The following is a 16,443-nucleotide window of genomic DNA, read 5'->3' on the forward strand; positions in this document are numbered from 1 at the left end:
TGTCACTTTAGTCGTCATCGTCCTGGTCCTCCCGCTCGCTTTTCACGACGAGCTGGATGAAGTGCAGCTTGCGCAGCACCGAGCGAGACATCACGAAGGGGTAGAAGTCCTGCTGCCCCATGCTGCGCGCCACTTCATTGAGCACGGTGACCAGTTCCAGCCAGGCATTTACCAGAGACAGGTAACGCGGGGCGCCGCGGTCGTCCGGGTCGTAGAGGTCCTTCAACTCATACTGATCCAGCTCCAGCTCGACATCGTCCCCGGTGAGCCCGAATCCCATCGCGGTATTCAAGCTGTCCACGAGGTGCATGTAGTGGGCCCAGCATTCGGCCCAGTCTTCCCATGGGTGCACGGAAGCGTAGGAGCTGATGAAGTGATCCTGCCAATCCGGCGGCGGCCCTTGTTCGTAGTTTTTCCGCAGCGCTGCACCGTAGTCGGCCCGCTCGTCGCCGAAGAGCTCCCGGTATTTTTCATGCCACGGCGAGTCGGCGATCAGGCGGTCCCAGTAGTAGTGGCCGATTTCGTGGCGGAAATGCCCGATCAGGGTGCGGTAGGGCTCGTGCATGTCATAGCGCGTCCGCTCGCGCACGGAGTCGTCCGCCTCCTCGACATTGAGGGTGATCAGGCCATTGCCGTGGCTGGTCATCACCCGTGGACCCTCCGGCGGAGAGCGCAGGAAATCGAACATCACCCCGCGCTCCGGATTCTCTTCCACCTTCGATTCCACCGGCAACCCTAGTGCAATCAGTTGCGCGACCATCCGGCGCTTCGCGTTTTCAATCGCGCGCCAGTAGCGGCAGTTGTCCGGATCGCCCAAGTCGGGGATGGTCCGGTTGAGCCGGCAGGAAGTGCACAGGTCCGATGCATGCCCGGTGGGCAGGAGCCAGTTGCACCCGGCGGGCGAGCTGAAGTTGCTACAGCGCTTGTAGACCCCCGGCGTGTCCTCGGGGTCACCGTGCAATAGCCAGGTATCGGCACTGGGGCCGGGCAGCAGCGCCCGCACTTCGCCCAGCCCCGGCTCGTAGCCGAGCGGTGAACTGCAGGCGAGGCACTTGCTGTTGCGGAAGAACACCGGCCGCCCACACTGGCAGCGATAGGTGTGGCCGCGCTGCGGTAGCTCGGGACTGTGCCAGGTTTCCGAGATCCGCCTGCTGATCGTTTGGATCAGGGTCTTCATGATCCGGGCAATCCAGACACGGGGTGAAGCGCCGGAAACGAACACCGCTTGCCGGTCGCTGAAAAATCCGTGCGTGGGGTGATATGCCTAACATGCTCCGGCTGCTTTCTTCAAGCAGGCACCGCCAAGGAACGCAGGCTGCCTACGGCCATCCCCGCTACCCTCACCCGATCATCCTTCAGCTTCCCTAACCAAAATGTTCCGGACACTGTCCGGACAATAACAATACCCTACACATCCATGATCCTCCGCACCGCAGGCCGGAGGAGAGACGGGAAGTTCGGCTTGAAGTGGATCCGCTTGTCGCGGGTGATCCAGAAGGAACTCACCACCGGCAGCGGATCTGCCTCGAAGAGTGCGCGCAGCTGCTTCATCTGCGTGAAGCTCGGGTGACCCTTGCGCACCCGCAGGTGCTTGGCCCGGATCTCCACCCACTCGGTCGCGACCTTTTCGATGAACTCGGCCATGGCGCGCGACGGAGTCCGCTTAGAAGTGCTTCATCACTTTCTCGACCGCCGCCTCCGCGGTCAGGCCGTGGAGCTTCATCAGGATGTCCGGCTTGCCGTGCTCGACGAAGGCGTCCGGCCAACCGATGCGCTCGACCGGCGTGGTGATCCGCGCGTCGGACAGCAGCTCGATGACACCGCAGCCGAAGCCGTTGTGCAGGACGTGATCCTCGAAGGTGCAGACGACCTTGCACTGCTTGGCGAGGCGTTCGATGACGCTGGCATCCAGAGGCTTGATGAAGCGCGGATTGACCAGCGCAACCGAAAGGCCCTTTTCCTCAAGCATCGCCTTGGCCTTCTCGGCCATCCCGAACAGCGTGCCGAGGCCGATCAGCACTACATCGGTGCCTTCCGCCGCGACCACTGCCTTGCCGAGTTCGATCGGAGCAACCGGCGCATCCAGCGGGGTGCCGCTGATCGTCCCGCGCGGGTAGCGGATCGCCGAAGGACCGGCCTCGTAATTCGCCATCCACTTCAGCATCGCCACGAATTCGGCCTCGTTGGCCGGCTGCATGTGGACGATACCCGGGACCGGGCGCAGGTAGCCGATATCGAAGAGACCGTGGTGGGTCGGACCATCGTCGCCGGAAAGACCGCCGCGGTCCATGCACAGGCGCACGGGGAGGTTCTGCAGCGCCATGTCATGGATGATCATGTCGTAGGCCCGCTGCATGAAGGTGGAGTAGATCGCGAGGAAGGGCTTGAAGCCCTTGGTCGCCATCCCGCAGGCGAAGAGCGCGGCGTGTTCTTCCGCGATGCCCACGTCATAGTAGCGGCCGGGCAGCTCCTTCTTGAAGATCTCCAGCTTGGTGCCGCCGGGCATCGCCGCGGTGATCGCCACCAACTTCTCATCCGTCTTGGCCATGTCCGTGACGGTGCGGCCGAAGATGTCCGAACAAGTCGGCGTCGCGGAAATATCGGTCGAGCCGTCCTCGATCTTGTAAGCACCCAGACCGTGGAACTTGCCCGGGTTGTCGAGCGCCGGCTGGTAGCCGCGGCCCTTCTCCGTGATGATGTGCAGCACCACCGGCTCGTGCAGGGTCTTGAGGTGCTCGAAGGTACGGACCAACAGCGGCAGGTCATGACCGTCGATCGGGCCGTAGTAGCGCAGACCGAATTTCTCGAAGAGCACGTTCGGGAAGAGCAGGTTCTTCGCACCCTCTTCCACCTTGTGGGCCAGCTTGCGGACCGCCTTGCCAGCCACCTTTTCCACGAAGTCCGCCGCGGTATTGCGCACGCTGGCGTAGGTCGAGTGGGTCTGTAGCGCGTTGAAGTAGCGGGCAATCGCCCCCACGTTTTTGTCGATCGACCACTCGTTGTCGTTGAGCACGACGATGAAGCGCTTGGTCGTCTCGGCGATGTTGTTCAGCGCCTCCAGGGTCGGACCGCAGGTGAAGGCCGCATCCCCGGCGACGGCGATGACGTGGCTGTCCTCCTGCGCCAGATCCCGCGCAGCGGCCATACCGAGGGCCGCGGACAGGGCGGTGCCGGCGTGGCCCGCACCGTAGCTGTCGTGCTCGGATTCCGAGCGCAGCAGGAAGCCGTTCAGGCCTTGGTAGGTGCGGATCGTGTGGATGCGGTCGGCCCGGCCGGTCAGCATCTTGTGGACGTAGCCCTGATGGGCGACGTCGAAGACAAATTGGTCCTCCGGCGTGGAGAACACCCGGTGCAGCGCGACGCTGAGTTCCACCACCCCGAGGTTCGGTCCGAGGTGGCCACCCGTGCGGGAAAGGCAGGTAATGAGCGAGTGCCGGATTTCGGCCGCCAGCTTGATCAGATCGGACTCGGGAAGCGCTTTGACGTCTTCAGGCGATCGGATAGCGGCAAGGAGAGGGCCGAGGGCAGAGTGCTCAGAAGAGGCGGATGTCGTCATCGTCGTCGTTGTCGTCCGGGGTGCCGGAAGAATTACCGGCAGGTTCATCATCGTCTTCCTCCGGAGATTCGTCGGGTTCTTCCGCGAGAGCCCCGGCTTCGGTGGCGGCTTTCGCGGAGATGGTTTGGAGTCGTTTCCGGGCGGAGGCGAGGACCGTCTCGCAGCGCGCCAGCAATTTCGAGCCCTTTTCGTAGCGACCCACTAATTCCTCAAGCGGAAGCTGCTCTTCCTCCATCGCCGCCACGATCGCCTCAAGCTCGGAAAGGGCGGCTTCGAAGCTAATCCCCTCTCCCGCAGCCTCAGCCGGGTCCTGTTTCTTACGGGCCATCAGCGGGAAGAGTCCTCCGGGAGGGTGTTGCGGCTGCCGTACCACACGAAGTCGGCGCCCACGAGGAACTTCATGGCTCCGTAGCGGTTCGAAATCCCCTGCAACTTGGAGTCGGCGTCCAGGATATTGACCGAACGGCTGCCCGGGCCTGCCGCGGTGGTCAGATTGACATAACCATTGAAAACCAGCGAGGTAAGGTCGTTATACTGGCCACGAACCACGCCCGGGGTGGCAGACTCGATCGAGCTGGGGGTCATCAGAATCCCGGCGAAAGGCGTGCCGAGTGCTTCGGCGTCGGATTCCAGCTTTTCAAAGCCCTTCTTGGTCTTGGGCAGCCAGAGGCAGACTGTATCGGCATACCATGCCACCGCCCAGGGCTGGTCGGAAACCGCCACCTTGGGGGCCTCCGAGGACCCACCACGGCGGGATTTCATCAGATTCGGCAGCTCCTTGCTCAGAACGTCCGCCCGGTAGTGCGGCCAAGGGACCCCGTTTTTACTGAACTGCATGGCGATCAGTCCTTTCTTGGGGATGCTCAGCAGCATCGGGGCCGCAGAAAGCACGACGATAGCGATGAAGTGAGCATGACGCAGGAAAGGAACGTTCGCCACGACGTCCAGGCGGCTCCACAGGATCGAGATGAAGGCCAGTCCATACGCCGCCATCAACGGCGCGAAGAGGATGTGGATCTGGTTCGGGTGGGTCGAGTGCTCGCGGTCGATGCCGAAGATGGCCATGCCGAGCGCGGCAAAGGCCCACATCAGCAGGATCCCCCAGCGGAAGGTGGCGATGGTCTTGCGCTTGAAGGGGTGCAGCAGCGCGAGGAAGAAAATCGGCGCGGCAAGGATGCCGCCGAGGAAGGGCAGCAGGTCGGAGGCCTGTACCAAGGTTGTACCCAACAGCTTGACGATCAACCCGTCGAGCGAAAGCGGCTCGCTTTGCAGGTCGTGGTTGCGCATGACCACGGATTCAGCTCCGCCCGCCAGACCGTTGTAGAAGACGTAAAAGCCGGTTCCGAAGGGCTGGCCAGTGATCCCGCTTGAGCGAATGAAGGGAAAGGCGACCGCAATCGCCAGCATCCCCAGCGCCGCCAGAGCCACCGCGCCGCGCGGCTTGAAGGCCACCGCCACGAAGATCGCGTAGCCCAGGAAGATCCAGATCGCAAGCCAGTGGGCGAGCGCCATCAGGACGAAGAAAACCGCGCCTAGCAGCGCCATGCCGAAGCTCACCCGGCCTTCCTCAGCCGCTTCCATCGCGCGGTAGGTGAAATACATGCCGCAGGAGAACAGCAGCAGCAGCAGCATCTGCGGCAGGCCGCTCTGCGAGAATTGCCACATCAAGTCACAAAGCAGCATCAGCAGGACCGTGACGCCGGCGATCTTGGGATCGAATATTCGCCCTACCAGCAGATAGGTCACCCCGATCGACATCAGGAAGAATAACGTGGAAACCAGTGCCACGATCCGGTCCAAGGGGAAGATGAACTCATTGTTGGTCATCGGCCAAGCACCCGGCTTGTCGGCACCCACAAGCTTGAGCACAGCCCCCAGGATCAGCGGGTTGAGCGGAGCATGGTAGGTATCCCGGAAGAGAGTGAAGGGCACCCGCCCGCCGTTGTTCACCTTCTGCGCTTCATAATAGGCGAGCGGCCGGATCATCTTGGTCACGAAGCCCTCACCGCGGGCGACTTCCCGGGCGATCGAGGCCTGCTCCATCGCCTGCGGGGTATCGAGTCCGCGGAACAGAGGGAAGAGGTGAGCCAAGGTCAGGGCGATCAGAACCAGGAAAAACAGAATCCGGCGGATCATTACCGCCGTTTCAAAATGCGAAGTCGTGGGGCTGCTCATGTGGGTCGGTCGGGGTGCCGTGGCGGGGCTTCAGTCCTCCTCTTCCTTCAGCTTGCGCTGCAGGGTTCGGCGGCTGATGCCGAGGAGCTCGGCGGCCCGCGTCCGGTTGCCTCCGGCTTGTGCCAAGGCGGAGCGGATGGCGCTGGTTTCGAGCGCATGCAAGTTGAATTCCCGGGGAGCGGCAAGGGTGATTTTCCCTTCAGGCAGGACCGTCACGGGCGCAGCGGGAAGCACCGGCAAGGGCCCATCTCCCAACACCGAACCAGGCAGGTGCTGGAGGTCGATCACCGGATCGTTGCTCATCACCACCCCGTGCTCGATGGCAGTCCGCAATTCGCGGACATTCCCCGGCCAAGGATAGGCCCGCAACCGGGCGAGGGCGGCGTCGCTCAACGGCTTCACCGGACGGCCGTTCTCCTCAGCGAATTCCTTCAGGAAGGCTCCAGCCAGGATCACGATGTCCTCCGCGCGCGCTCGCAGCGGCGGCATCTCGATCCGCACCACATTCAGGCGGAAGTAGAGGTCTTCCCGGAAATCACCCCGCGCCACCATCGCGGCCAGGTTCTTGTTAGTGGCGGCTACCAGCCGGACATCCACCTTCACGGGCGCATTCGAGCCGACCCGCTCGATGGTCCTCTCGGACAGGGCGCGCAGCAGCTTCACCTGGATGCTCGGGTCGATCTCGCCGATCTCGTCGAGGAAGAGAGTTCCGCCGTCCGCCTGCTCGAAGCGCCCGATCCGGCGCTGGATCGCCCCGGTGAAGGCCCCCTTCTCGTGGCCGAAGAGCTCGCTCTCCAAAATCTGCGGAGCCAGTGCCGCACAGTGCACAATCACCAGCTTCTCCGCCGGACGACCGCTCAGGCGGTGGATCGCGTGCGCCACCACCTCCTTGCCGGTGCCGGACTCGCCCTCGATCAGCACCGTGGCCTTGGTCGGCGCGACTTGGCGGACCACCTCAATCACCCGCTGGATTGCCGGCGACTTCCCGGCCAGACGCTCCAGCCCCGGTGCGTCGGCGATCTGCTGGCGCAGCTCACGGTTCTCCACCTCCAGCTTGCGGCTGCGCAAGGCCCGCTTCAGCAGCATCTCGACCTCGTCGAGATTGAGCGGCTTGGTGACGAAGTGGTAAGCCCCGCGCCGCATCGCCTCCACCGCCGTATCGACCGAGCCGTAAGCGGTCATCATGATCGTCACCGGCTGGTGCTCCAGCTTCTGAGCCTCGCTCAGCAGGTCCATCCCGGAATCCCCGCCCATCCGCAGGTCGGTCAGCAACAAATCGATCGGCTCGGACTTCAGGACCTGCAGCGCCTCCTTGTTGTTGGACGCCAGATAGACATCGAAGTCTTCGTCCAAGGCGGCGCGCAAACCATCGCGGGTGGCCTTTTCGTCGTCTGCGATAAGAAGCGTGGGGGTCATGGAGAGGCGGGAATAGAGATCACAAACCGAAATGGGCAACCGCCCACACGTTGCAGACGACAAAGTAGTGGACTACCGAGAGCAGGACCACGGCGGCCAGCTGTTGGACGAGTCCCGCGCGCTTGCCTCTGGCGAAGGCGAACCACGCAGCAAGCAAAGCGAGCGAATTCAGAACCAAGCCGCCTCGCGAGATCGGCGCGACTGGAAGCCGGGTGGCAACCGCGAAGAACAGGCTGTTCACCACCGAGAGAAACACTGAAAGGGCGAGAAGAAAGATCCCCGTCCGATCTCCCAAGCGGAAAATCAAGTTCGGCGTGTTAAGTTCGTCGTCCGGCATTTCTAGTCGATGTCGATGATATTGGGAGGGGTCTCTAACAGCCGCACGGGGCGAGGCCCGCGTGGAAGATGGATCAAGACCCGCGTCCCGCTACCGGGCTCGCTCTGGATCTCGATCTCGCCGCCGTGTTCGCGGACGACGCGGCGGACGATCAGCAGGCCCAAGCCGGTGCCGGATTGCTTGGTGGTGCGGTAGGGCTCGAAGAGCGAGCCCATCTGCTCCGGCGGTATACCGGTGCCATTGTCCTCAATGGTGAAGGTCGCCTCGAAGTCATTCGCCTTGGCCTGGACGCGGATCACGCCCTTGTCCCCGCCGATCGCTTGGAAGGCATTCCGCAGCAGGTTGTAGAAGACCTGTTGGAACTGCCCGGCATCCACCTCCATCAGCGGGAAGTCCGAGGCCAGTGATAGCTCGACCGCCACGCCGCGGGCCGCGAGTTCCGGCTCCAGTAGCTTCACCGCATCCGAAAGCACCTTCGGCAGATCGCAGCGCTCGCGATTCGGCGTGGTCGGGCGGATCGCCTGCAGGAACTGCCGCAGGATGGTGTCCAAGCGCTTGATCTCGTTCCTGGCGGTGGTGAGGTTCTCCTCCAGCGGCGCGCGGTCGCCCGGCGGCAGCTTGCGCAGCTTGCGGGCCATGAGCTGGAGGTGGATGTCCAGCGAGTTCAGCGGATTCCCGATCTCGTGCGCCACGCCGGCGGCCAGCAAGGTCAGGGCATTCAGGCGCTCGGATTCGAGGGTCTGCTCGGCTTCCGCGCGAGTGGTGGTCAGGTCCCGCACCAGCATCACCCAGCCAAAGGCCGCGTTCGGCGAGTGCTCGTGGCGGATCGGTGAGAGATAGAAATTCAGGAAGCGGTTGTCAGGATAGAAGATCTCCAGATCCCGCGAGACCACCATCTTGGACTCCACCAGCGAGGCCCAGTCCAAGCCCGGAATCCGCGCCGTGAGCAAAGTCCCCACGGCCGTCTCCGGATCGATCCCGAAGAAGCGGCAGGCCGCGCCATTGATGAAGGAAATCTCGCCGTCGTCATCCAAGACGATCACCCCTTCGTGCAGGGCCTCGAAAACCTGCTCCAGGAAGCCCTTCTCCCGCACCAAGCGGTCGAGAAGTTGCCGCGCCTCCGCCGGATCGATCCGGTCGATGCGGGCGAGGAGTTTGTCGAGAAAGCCGGGTTTCAAAGATCAGAGAGGATGGAAGAGAGAGGCACCACGAATCTGGCGAATCTTACGAATAAGAAGGTTCTGGAGAGATTCGTGGGATTCGTCAGATTCGTGGTGCCATTTTCGCTGTCCGGGGTTCAGTGATGCTGCATGGAAAACACCATGGTGGTCCTATGCACCTTCCCCGACATCGAGCAGGCGCGACAGATTGGCGCAGCCTTGGTGGAAAGGCAAGTGGCGGCCTGCGTCAATCTCCTGCCGGGCGTGGAATCGCTCTACCGCTGGGAGGGCAAGGTCGAGAAAGCCGGCGAGGTGCTGGGGATCATCAAGACCACGCGCTATGCCGAGCTGGAGGCTGCGATCCACGAGCTGCATCCCTATGAAGTGCCGGAGATCCTGGCGCTGCCGGTGCAGGCAGGGTCGGAGGCCTATCTCCGCTGGGTGGCAGAGTCATGCGGAAAGCCCAGCTAGTCATGCCCATCGTCCGCGAGTATGCCATGCAGTCGATCTTCGCTGCGGCGCAGGCGATGGTGATCGTGGCTGGATCGCTCATGACTGCGGCGGTCCTGCAGACTCATGGCTATCCCGATGCCAAGGCCGAGTGGCGCTGGCTGCCGGTTTTCGTCCGCGAATGGGGTCTCGCCCTGATGCTGGTTCCTGCCGCTTGGGTGCTGACTACCCTGTGGCTGGAGCGGCACCGCGATGCATGGTTTACCAAGCGCTGGACGATCCTCAGCGGAAGCTTGCTGCTCGCGGGATTGGTGGGGCTGATGGTCTATGCCTACGCTTTGGCGGGGTCGGTCATGACCCAGATGAATCCGCCCGGCTGAGACCTGACTCAGCCCCGGATCAAGCCCAGCTCGCGCAAGCGCTCCTGCAGCACTACCGTGGAATCCCACGGCAGGATCGGTGAATTCTTCCGCTCGTCCGGTGGGTTCTGCTCCAGTTGGTCCGACCAACCGCCGCAACCTGTTAGAGGAAGCAGCGGCCGGTGGTGGAGCCAGGCCAAGCAGACCTCGGAAATCGTTCCCGCCCGGCCGCCAATGACAATGCAGGCATCTCCCGAGAGGGCCATCAGCAGGTTGCGGGCATCGCCCATGCCGCAGGGGATCAGCACGGTGCAGGGCCAGTTCTCGGTCTTTATATTGTCGGAGGGGATGATGCTCACCACCTCTCCGCCCGCCGCGAGCGCGCTCTCCGCGGCAACACGGGTCGCCGGGCTGCCGCAGCCGCTGACCACGGTGATGCCGAGCTTGGCAAGCAAGTTCCCGGCGGCTGCGGCGAGGCCGTAGGCCTTGGAGCCAGGCTCAGCACTACCGAGGATGCAGACTTGAGGACGGCGGGGTGATGGTGCGGAAGACATGAAGGCAAGCTAACAAGCGCGATGCTCTTGCCAATGCCACCTTCGTTCCGCCTGGACCACCGTTACTTGGCATCCTGCTGCCAGATCTCTCGGATCGTGTCTTCTTGGCCGGAGCCATCGGGGCTCGCCGCGGAAGCGCGGTTCACGGTGTACCAGGACTTCCGGTCCTTCGCCCCCGCCAGGCAGCGCATCCCGGGCATTTCGAGATAGCCCTCGGCATCGTTCTCTCGGATCCACTTCCAGGAGTCACGCAGCCACTGGTTTCGGTAGTCCGCAGGCTGCTGGGAAAACCAGGTGATCTCATCCCAGCCCCAGACCCAGTGGACGCCCTGCCCTGCCTCGCCAGGCTTCTTACTACGTCCATAGTTGTCGAGTTCCACCAGATAGGGCAGGTGAGCGCAGCTCCAACCGGAAGGGGTGACGCCGCCCTTGCTGCGCCCGTAGATCGCATCCTTGTAGCCCGCGCGCAGACGACCTTCCTGAGGCTTCTCTGCCACTTCTTCGACCCGCAGCGGGAAGGAGTGGAAGTCGAAGAGCAGCTTGCCATCGCGTAGAAGGCCGCCGTTCGGCACATGTGAATCGCAGACCACGAAATGGCGGCGGGCCTTCTGCTTCGCATAGGCACGGGTGCGCTCCAGCACTTCGTTCCAATGCGCGTTGCCCGGATCATTGCTGTTCATGATCTCCGTCTGGCCGAAGTGGATCGCTTCGCAGCCGATGTCGATGTAGGAGGCGGCGAGGTAGTGGAAAAACAACTTGGTCTCAGGGCGACTGACATCCGGGATGCAGGTCCCCTTCCCCCATTGGTCGATGCCCTTGCCGTTCTCGTACTTGATCCCATCGAAGCGGAAGTTGCGTTGTTCCACCGGCATGCCCAGCGCCTCGAAGGCCCATGCCGGCACCGCCAGCTTGTTCACCTCCTCCGAGGCGATCTCGAAGATGCAGGCCTGCAGGATGATCTCCGGATCCGCCGCATGGATTTTCGCCACCTTCGCCCGCGCTTCTTCAAGGCGCCTCGGCAAGGCGGACTCCCCGCCCTGCTCCCGGCCCCAGTTGTGAATCGACCGCCCGGCGAATTTCACGCCGGTCTCCTTCATCATCCGGATATTGTCATCGAGATCCCCGCCCCCCGTGAGCAGATACATCAAGGTCATCGAACGCGAGAGGTAGCTGCGCAGCACCTCCTCCGACATCGAGCCATCAAACTGGTAGTCGCGGGCACGAGCGGGCAGGAGAAGACCGCAAAGCAGGAGCGCGGGAATGAGCTTTCGGAGCATCCGAAAGGTTCGGCCATGCTGCCGACTTCCTTTCACTCCCCAGGACGAAAGCCCGTCCCCGAAAACGGGGGCATGTGGGATCGCCCCACTTCCAATGGCCTGTTCCGTCCTCGCCAAGTCGCCGGAAGCAGCTTCAATAATGTCGTGGCAGAAGGAAACCGAGAGGCTCCTGTCCGTAATCGCAAGTTCCGCCGCAATGGCCTCGTGCTCTCCTTGGGCGCCCTGCTCGCTGCTGCTGCGGCTGGCTACATCGCGCTTCGCCACCAGGATGTTTACCACAAGAAGGAACGCCGCGAGGCAAAGACGGAGATCATCAGCGCCGTCACCGCGGACCTTGGTGCCAAGAACCCTCCGCCCGAGCCTGCGGATGACGACTGGATGAACGACAAGGTGATCTTCTGCGCCGACGGAAGCTGGCTTGCTTACCGCTCGCGCTGCCACAAACAAGACCCGAAGGTCTGGGATATCTTCATCGCCAAAGCCTCCGACGGAAAGTGGTACTACTCCACCTACCACTTTTGCGTAGGCGCTTTAGTCTTGGCTATGGACGGCCAGCCCGAATCCCTCGCTCAGTTCAAAGAGAAATACTTCCTGGCCGAGTTCGACGGGCAATCCGATCTCGCCTTGGAGAAGACATGGCCGCAGAAGTGACTTTGAGGCCTATCAGGCACACTCACCTCTCAATCGTGAACCCCTTCACCCCTTCCAGCGGCGGGATGTTCTTCACGTGCATGCCCTTGATGTGGTGGGCCAGTGGCGACTCCTCGGCGATCTCCTTTAGGAAAGCCTCCACCTCCTCACGCTCGCCCATGACCTCCAGCTCGACGGTGCCGTCGACCAAGTTCTTGACCGTGCCGCAGACCTCAAAGCCCTTGGCCAGGTCCTTGGTGGTATAGCGGAATCCCACGCCTTGCACGCGGCCTTCGAAAATGACGCGTCGGGCAATCACGGGGCGGAGGATGCGCTGTAGTTGGCGACCCCATCAAGGAACATTTGAACCGCCACTAGGATCAGCAAGAGGCCCATCAAGCGCTCCAGGGCGCGGGTCCCCTTGCTCCCCAGCAGCCGCAGCAGGGCGGGAGAGAAATACAAGATCACCGCCGAAACCAACCAAGCCCCGCTCACCGCCAGCGCGATCGACGGGATCTCCTGCGGATACTTCGAGGCGGTCAGCAAGATCAGCGCGATGCTGGAGGGCCCCGCCATCAAGGGCACCGCCAGCGGTACGATGAAGGGCTCTTCATCCGCCGACTCTCCCAGGACCGAGCGGGTCGGAAAGACCATCCCCAGCGCGATCAGGAACAGCAGGATGCCGCCGGAGATGCTCAGCGTGGCCTGCTTGACCCCGAGGAAGCCCAGCAGGTATTTCCCCACGAATAGGAAGCCGAGTAGGATCACCAGCGCGAAGCACAGCTCCCGCAGCAGCACCCGCGGCCGCCGTTCCGTCGGGACCTTCGCCAGGATCGCATGGAAGATCGCCGCGTTCCCGAAGGGGTCGAGCACGAGGAACAGGGTGACGGCGAGGGCGAGGAGGTTCACACCGCAGATTTCAGCCTTAAAACTGCGAATGCCAAGCGGAAGCTAAGGTCTCGATTCAACCGCCCACTCCGATCAATCATTCCGCGGATCCGGATCGCCATGCTGGGGAATCGAATGCGAGCCGCGGGCCGCGTCCTTGAGCTTGCGGGAAGTATTGCGCTCCACCCGGATCGGCTTGCCATCGCCCTTCAATGGATGGGTCTCCGCGAGATAGCTGAGGTCCGTGATCTCGATTTCATCCCAGCGGAAGCGCATCACCCGGGTCTGCCCGCGCTCAACGATCACCAGCTTCTGACGATCACCGCTTTTCAAAGTCGCGACAAACTCCGGCGGGACCATTCCGCGGTCATCCGCGAAATAGACGATGTAACTCAGAGGCCCATAGTAGAGGCCCAACCAAGCGGCCACGAGGAAGACGAAGATCACCGGCAGCTTCACCCGCAAGCGGCGGCGGCGCCGGTTCGGCCGTGACTCCTCGGGCGGCACGCCATAGCCCGGTGGTAACGGTGGCGTCTCAATCGCCGGTTCTACCACGTAGCCGGGCGGCAGCGGCGGCGGGTCGATGTTCATGGCTTCAACATCGTCGGACGACATGGTTCGATCAGGGAGCGAGGGCAGCGGCAGCTTCCTTGGTCGCCGCATTGATGAAACGCACGCGGTCGGGAGCCGATCTGTGCACTACGACGAAACGATCCTCCCGAGTATTCAGAATGGTTCCCGCTGCCGGATTCTCGGCAGCTCCCGCCAAGGCAGATGCCGCGGACAAGGCCGACTTCAGCAGCGCCTCCGCGGCTTCCGGCGTGGCGAGGCGGATTTCCCAAATCAAGTGAACCTCACTGTCGCTCGTCGCGGAGAGCCGGTAGCGGTCACCCCGCCAGGCATCGGCAAGCTTCATCGCCTCCTCGCCCAGCGGCTCCAGCCACAGCGACAAACCTAACATCCCCGCCGATTCTTCTAACAGGACATTACCTGTTGCCGCCGGCAGTTCCGGTGGCTCGGCCTTCAAGTCCTCATGCCCCTCGAAGAAACTCGCAGTCAGCGCCGGCGGCCGATGCAGACCTTCAAGGATCTTCTTCTGATCAATCAACCGTCCCGCCTTGGCCTGCCCGCGCGACGAAGGAAAAGTCGCCAGCCCGCGCACAAAAGCGGACAAGACATCCAACAGCTCACGCGCGCCGCTATCGGCCGCCTGCGAGCCGGTGAATCCAGAAGCCAGCGCCTGGCGAGCCAGGAAGCGGTTCTCGATCGCGATCGCAGTGCCATGCTCCAGTGCCTCCCGCGAGTTCGCCGCCTCATCCCCCGGCCACCCGGGCGCGGGCGGGTTGTTCTGATAAATCAGGATCCGCGCGAGGCTGCGCACCAGCGCCGCTTGGTCCGGCACCGATTGCGGGTCGAAGCGGTGCGTCACCCAGCCTTCGCCGCTCTGGCTGTCGAACCACGAGCGCGCGCCGATCGCCTGGGTCGCGGCGAATTGCGGTGCGAAGCGGTCATCCGCCGCCAGCAAGCCCATGAGCTGCCAGGCCTGCTCGCGGGAATCGAGGCCATGCGGTCCGTAGCGCGACTCGATGGTCGCGACAATCCGGTCCGCCAGTTCCTCTCCGGCGATGCGGTGGATCTGCGGCGAGCTGCGGAAGCTCAGCCCGAGCGATTGCTCGACGAACTGCACCAGCTCCGGCTCCACCTTCACCTCGCCGCCACCTTGGGCCAGCGAGCGCAGGCTCTCGTTCTCCCGGCGCAGCAGGTCGACCTCGTTCTCGAGCGCGACGATGCGGCCGGCGGCATCTTCATCCGGCGCCGTGGCGGCGGCGGATTTCCAATGCAGCCCCTGCATCCATCCCGCCGCGCCAAGCGCCGCGCCGAGCAGGCACGGCAAAATGGTCTGCGGACGCATTGGAATGAAAACCAGCGCCCTTACTTCCCGACCGCGCGACCCTTGGGATTGGCAGTGCCACCACCCTTGGCAGTTGGATCAGCTTCCTTCGGGTCGAAGGGGTTGAACTGCAGGCCGGACGGCGCAGCGCCGAACACATCCTCCGCCATCTTGCCAGGGATCAGGTTGATCGCGATGGGGGCGTTGCGATTGCCGCGGGCATCGTAGGTGTAGATGAAGCGCCGGATCGGCATCTCCTCATTCGTGCCCGGCTTCTTGCGGACCATACGCGCGTCAAACATCTGCTCCTCCAGCAGCTTGCCATAGGTCAGGCCGGCGCGGGTGTCGTAGCCGTAGCGCGACTTGAAGAGACGCACGCCCTTGCCGTCGGAGATGTCGCAAGTCAGAGGGTTGCCCTCCGGACTCAGGCGGTAGACCGTCGTCGTGAGCAGCGTGTGGTTCGCGCTCTTGAGCTTCTTGGTGATCGTGCGCTCATCGGGCGGCCGCGAGAATTCCTCATACGATCCGTCCTTGTTCCGCTTGATACTGGAATAAGGGCCCGTCACCTCCAAACCGGGGACACCGGCAGCGGCGACTCCGGCGAGCAGCAGCGAGAAAAGCAGGGTTTTGAATTGCATGGCGCGGACCCTAGACAAGCGCTCCCGCCGCGGCAAGTTGGCATTTGCAGGCAGTTAATACGATTCCCTGAAGTATTATCCGGTCCCAGTCGAGGCTTGCCCCGCACCCCGGCAGGCCGCCAATTCCCCCCCGCCATGTGGTGGAAAACCTCGCGTTCGCGCATTGATCTCTCCCGTCACGGGCTGATCATGGGCATTCTCAACGTCACCCCGGACTCCTTCTCGGACGGAGGAGAGCACGCCGGGATCTCCGCTGCCCTCAGCCACGCCCGCCAGATGATTGCGGAGGGCGCGGGAATCATCGACGTGGGCGGCGAATCCACCCGACCCGGCGCGGCGGAAGTCGGCATCGCCGAGGAAATCGCCCGCACTACCCCGGTCATCGCCGCCCTTCGCGCGGAATGGGACGGCTGTATCTCGATCGATACCTCCAAGGCCGCGGTCGCCGAGGCCGCCCTCGTTGCGGGGGCCGACGTGGTCAACGACGTCAGCGGCCTCCAAGCCGATCCGGAAATGCTCGCTCTCTGCGCCGCCCGCGGCTGCGGCGTAGTGATCATGCACATGCAAGGCGACCCGCGGACCATGCAGATCGCTCCGCACTACAGCGACGTGGTCGCGGAGGTCCGGGCCTTCTTCGAAGAGCGGCTCGCCACCCTCAGCGCCGCGGGCCTCAACCCGGAAACCATCTGCTTCGACCCCGGCATCGGCTTCGGCAAATCCTTGGAGCACAATCTCTCGCTGCTCCGCAAGCTCTCCTGCCTCGGCGTGGGCGGGCGGCCGCTGCTACTGGGTGTCTCCCGCAAATCCTTCATCGGGAAAGTCCTCGGCAGCCCGGAGTTGGCCGACCGCGCTTGGCCGACGGTCGCCATCACCGCTTGGACCCGCGAGGCCGGGGCCATGATCCACCGCGTCCACGAGGTGAAACCCAACGCCGAGGCCCTGCGCATGGCCGAGGCGATCCTGCATGGGGTCTAGCCCCTCAGGCAACCTGATCCCGGATCGACAAGATTTCGGAGCGCGCTCACCAGAATCTTGCAATCGGCCAGCGGCAGCGGACGCCCGGTCCGGCGGCCGGCTCTGTTCTTAAACGTTTACTTCCGCCCGCTTCCAAA

19 protein-coding genes are annotated in these 16,443 nt (G+C 63.4%); 4 read left to right on the top strand and 15 right to left on the bottom strand.

All coding sequences use genetic code 11. The features are described 5' to 3' along the window. Positions 1 to 7: 7 nt before the first annotated feature. The 8 genes from BV071_RS12165 to BV071_RS12200 all read right to left on the bottom strand — a co-directional run bounded on the left by BV071_RS12165 (position 8) and on the right by BV071_RS12200 (position 8,662). Positions 8 to 1,177 carry a putative zinc-binding metallopeptidase gene (locus BV071_RS12165; RefSeq protein WP_035607115.1) on the bottom strand — a complete coding sequence of 390 codons (1,170 nt, stop codon included), beginning with the start codon at positions 1,175 to 1,177 and terminating at the stop codon, positions 8 to 10. Positions 1,178 to 1,407: 230 nt separating this feature from the next. Beyond that, the gene (locus BV071_RS12170) at positions 1,408 to 1,644 is read right to left on the bottom strand and encodes a hypothetical protein (protein WP_035607117.1); all 237 of its coding nucleotides are present in this window, start codon (positions 1,642 to 1,644) and stop codon (positions 1,408 to 1,410) included. Positions 1,645 to 1,663: 19 nt separating this feature from the next. Beyond that, complete coding sequence (gene dxs, locus BV071_RS12175; RefSeq protein ID WP_052573246.1) at positions 1,664 to 3,556, bottom strand: 1-deoxy-D-xylulose-5-phosphate synthase; 1,893 nt, start codon at positions 3,554 to 3,556, stop codon at positions 1,664 to 1,666. After that, positions 3,534 to 3,884, bottom strand: a complete 351-nt coding sequence (gene xseB, locus BV071_RS34250; protein WP_075090896.1) for an exodeoxyribonuclease VII small subunit — start codon at positions 3,882 to 3,884, stop codon at positions 3,534 to 3,536. The genes dxs and xseB overlap by 23 nt, the downstream gene beginning before the upstream one ends. Further along, the gene (locus BV071_RS12185) at positions 3,884 to 5,692 is read right to left on the bottom strand and encodes a hypothetical protein (protein ID WP_035607120.1); all 1,809 of its coding nucleotides are present in this window, start codon (positions 5,690 to 5,692) and stop codon (positions 3,884 to 3,886) included. Before BV071_RS12185 ends, xseB begins: the two co-directional genes overlap by 1 nt. Before the next feature lie 69 nt (positions 5,693 to 5,761). Further along, the gene (locus BV071_RS12190) at positions 5,762 to 7,147 is read right to left on the bottom strand and encodes a sigma-54 dependent transcriptional regulator (protein ID WP_035607123.1); all 1,386 of its coding nucleotides are present in this window, start codon (positions 7,145 to 7,147) and stop codon (positions 5,762 to 5,764) included. 19 nt (positions 7,148 to 7,166) lie between these two features. Beyond that, positions 7,167 to 7,484, bottom strand: coding sequence for a hypothetical protein (locus BV071_RS12195; protein ID WP_035607127.1), 318 nt, complete (start codon positions 7,482 to 7,484; stop codon positions 7,167 to 7,169). Positions 7,485 to 7,486: 2 nt separating this feature from the next. Beyond that, positions 7,487 to 8,662 (bottom strand): ATP-binding protein, encoded by a 1,176-nt coding sequence (locus BV071_RS12200; RefSeq protein WP_035607130.1) that lies wholly within the window; start codon positions 8,660 to 8,662, stop codon positions 7,487 to 7,489. Between the two features lie 132 nt (positions 8,663 to 8,794). Between BV071_RS12200 and cutA the strand changes: the two genes are divergently transcribed. Further along, a complete protein-coding gene (gene cutA / locus BV071_RS12205) occupies positions 8,795 to 9,115 on the top strand; it encodes a divalent-cation tolerance protein CutA (RefSeq protein WP_035607133.1) in 321 nt (106 codons plus the stop codon). Positions 9,116 to 9,117: 2 nt separating this feature from the next. Further along, positions 9,118 to 9,474 (top strand): hypothetical protein, encoded by a 357-nt coding sequence (locus BV071_RS12210; protein WP_035607136.1) that lies wholly within the window; start codon positions 9,118 to 9,120, stop codon positions 9,472 to 9,474. Between the two features lie 8 nt (positions 9,475 to 9,482). Here BV071_RS12210 and BV071_RS12215 read toward each other — a convergent pair whose 3' ends face one another. Both BV071_RS12215 and BV071_RS12220 read right to left on the bottom strand, forming a co-directional pair. Then, positions 9,483 to 10,007, bottom strand: coding sequence for a Rossmann fold nucleotide-binding protein (locus BV071_RS12215; protein ID WP_035607139.1), 525 nt, complete (start codon positions 10,005 to 10,007; stop codon positions 9,483 to 9,485). A 62-nt stretch (positions 10,008 to 10,069) separates the two neighbouring features. Continuing rightward, on the bottom strand, positions 10,070 to 11,284 hold the full coding sequence (locus tag BV071_RS12220) for a hypothetical protein (protein WP_035607142.1): 1,215 nt from the start codon (positions 11,282 to 11,284) through the stop codon (positions 10,070 to 10,072). A 72-nt stretch (positions 11,285 to 11,356) separates the two neighbouring features. On the opposite strand from BV071_RS12220, the gene BV071_RS12225 reads away from it, so the two are divergent. Then, complete coding sequence (locus BV071_RS12225) at positions 11,357 to 11,935, top strand: hypothetical protein (protein ID WP_035607145.1); 579 nt, start codon at positions 11,357 to 11,359, stop codon at positions 11,933 to 11,935. 22 nt (positions 11,936 to 11,957) lie between these two features. Here the strand turns inward: BV071_RS12225 and BV071_RS12230 are convergent, their stop codons facing one another. From BV071_RS12230 to BV071_RS12250, 5 genes are all read right to left on the bottom strand, one after another. Then, entirely contained in the window at positions 11,958 to 12,233 is a 276-nt protein-coding gene (locus tag BV071_RS12230) for an acylphosphatase (RefSeq protein WP_035607147.1), read from the bottom strand. Then, the gene (locus tag BV071_RS12235) at positions 12,230 to 12,823 is read right to left on the bottom strand and encodes a MarC family protein (RefSeq protein ID WP_035607150.1); all 594 of its coding nucleotides are present in this window, start codon (positions 12,821 to 12,823) and stop codon (positions 12,230 to 12,232) included. The genes BV071_RS12230 and BV071_RS12235 overlap by 4 nt, the downstream gene beginning before the upstream one ends. A gap of 72 nt (positions 12,824 to 12,895) precedes the next feature. After that, entirely contained in the window at positions 12,896 to 13,417 is a 522-nt protein-coding gene (locus tag BV071_RS12240) for a hypothetical protein (protein WP_035607151.1), read from the bottom strand. 7 nt (positions 13,418 to 13,424) lie between these two features. Next, positions 13,425 to 14,714 carry a hypothetical protein gene (locus BV071_RS12245; protein ID WP_035607155.1) on the bottom strand — a complete coding sequence of 430 codons (1,290 nt, stop codon included), beginning with the start codon at positions 14,712 to 14,714 and terminating at the stop codon, positions 13,425 to 13,427. A 20-nt stretch (positions 14,715 to 14,734) separates the two neighbouring features. Beyond that, positions 14,735 to 15,331: a hypothetical protein gene (locus tag BV071_RS12250; protein ID WP_035607158.1), complete on the bottom strand. Its 597-nt coding sequence runs from the start codon at positions 15,329 to 15,331 to the stop codon at positions 14,735 to 14,737. Positions 15,332 to 15,466: 135 nt separating this feature from the next. Here BV071_RS12250 and folP point away from each other — a divergent pair, with 135 nt between their 5' ends. Further along, positions 15,467 to 16,306: a dihydropteroate synthase gene (gene folP, locus BV071_RS12255; protein ID WP_035607161.1), complete on the top strand. Its 840-nt coding sequence runs from the start codon at positions 15,467 to 15,469 to the stop codon at positions 16,304 to 16,306. Positions 16,307 to 16,443 lie beyond the last annotated feature (137 nt).

The sequence above is a fragment of the Haloferula sp. BvORR071 genome (genome assembly GCF_000739615.1).
Lineage (GTDB): Bacteria > Verrucomicrobiota > Verrucomicrobiia > Verrucomicrobiales > Akkermansiaceae > Haloferula.

Coding starts and splice junctions, on each gene's coding strand:
- BV071_RS12165 (WP_035607115.1), bottom strand. CDS start 1,177: ATGAAGACCCTGATCCAAACGATCAGCAGGCGGATCTCGGAAACCTGG.
- BV071_RS12215 (WP_035607139.1), bottom strand. CDS start 10,007: ATGTCTTCCGCACCATCACCCCGCCGTCCTCAAGTCTGCATCCTCGGT.
- cutA (WP_035607133.1), top strand. CDS start 8,795: ATGGAAAACACCATGGTGGTCCTATGCACCTTCCCCGACATCGAGCAG.
- BV071_RS12250 (WP_035607158.1), bottom strand. CDS start 15,331: ATGCAATTCAAAACCCTGCTTTTCTCGCTGCTGCTCGCCGGAGTCGCC.
- BV071_RS12240 (WP_035607151.1), bottom strand. CDS start 13,417: ATGTCGTCCGACGATGTTGAAGCCATGAACATCGACCCGCCGCCGCTG.
- BV071_RS12185 (WP_035607120.1), bottom strand. CDS start 5,692: ATGATCCGCCGGATTCTGTTTTTCCTGGTTCTGATCGCCCTGACCTTG.
- BV071_RS12210 (WP_035607136.1), top strand. CDS start 9,118: ATGCCCATCGTCCGCGAGTATGCCATGCAGTCGATCTTCGCTGCGGCG.
- BV071_RS12190 (WP_035607123.1), bottom strand. CDS start 7,147: ATGACCCCCACGCTTCTTATCGCAGACGACGAAAAGGCCACCCGCGAT.
- dxs (WP_052573246.1), bottom strand. CDS start 3,556: ATGACGACATCCGCCTCTTCTGAGCACTCTGCCCTCGGCCCTCTCCTT.
- folP (WP_035607161.1), top strand. CDS start 15,467: ATGTGGTGGAAAACCTCGCGTTCGCGCATTGATCTCTCCCGTCACGGG.
- xseB (WP_075090896.1), bottom strand. CDS start 3,884: ATGGCCCGTAAGAAACAGGACCCGGCTGAGGCTGCGGGAGAGGGGATT.
- BV071_RS12225 (WP_035607145.1), top strand. CDS start 11,357: ATGTGGGATCGCCCCACTTCCAATGGCCTGTTCCGTCCTCGCCAAGTC.
- BV071_RS12220 (WP_035607142.1), bottom strand. CDS start 11,284: ATGCTCCGAAAGCTCATTCCCGCGCTCCTGCTTTGCGGTCTTCTCCTG.
- BV071_RS12170 (WP_035607117.1), bottom strand. CDS start 1,644: ATGGCCGAGTTCATCGAAAAGGTCGCGACCGAGTGGGTGGAGATCCGG.
- BV071_RS12195 (WP_035607127.1), bottom strand. CDS start 7,484: ATGCCGGACGACGAACTTAACACGCCGAACTTGATTTTCCGCTTGGGA.
- BV071_RS12245 (WP_035607155.1), bottom strand. CDS start 14,714: ATGCGTCCGCAGACCATTTTGCCGTGCCTGCTCGGCGCGGCGCTTGGC.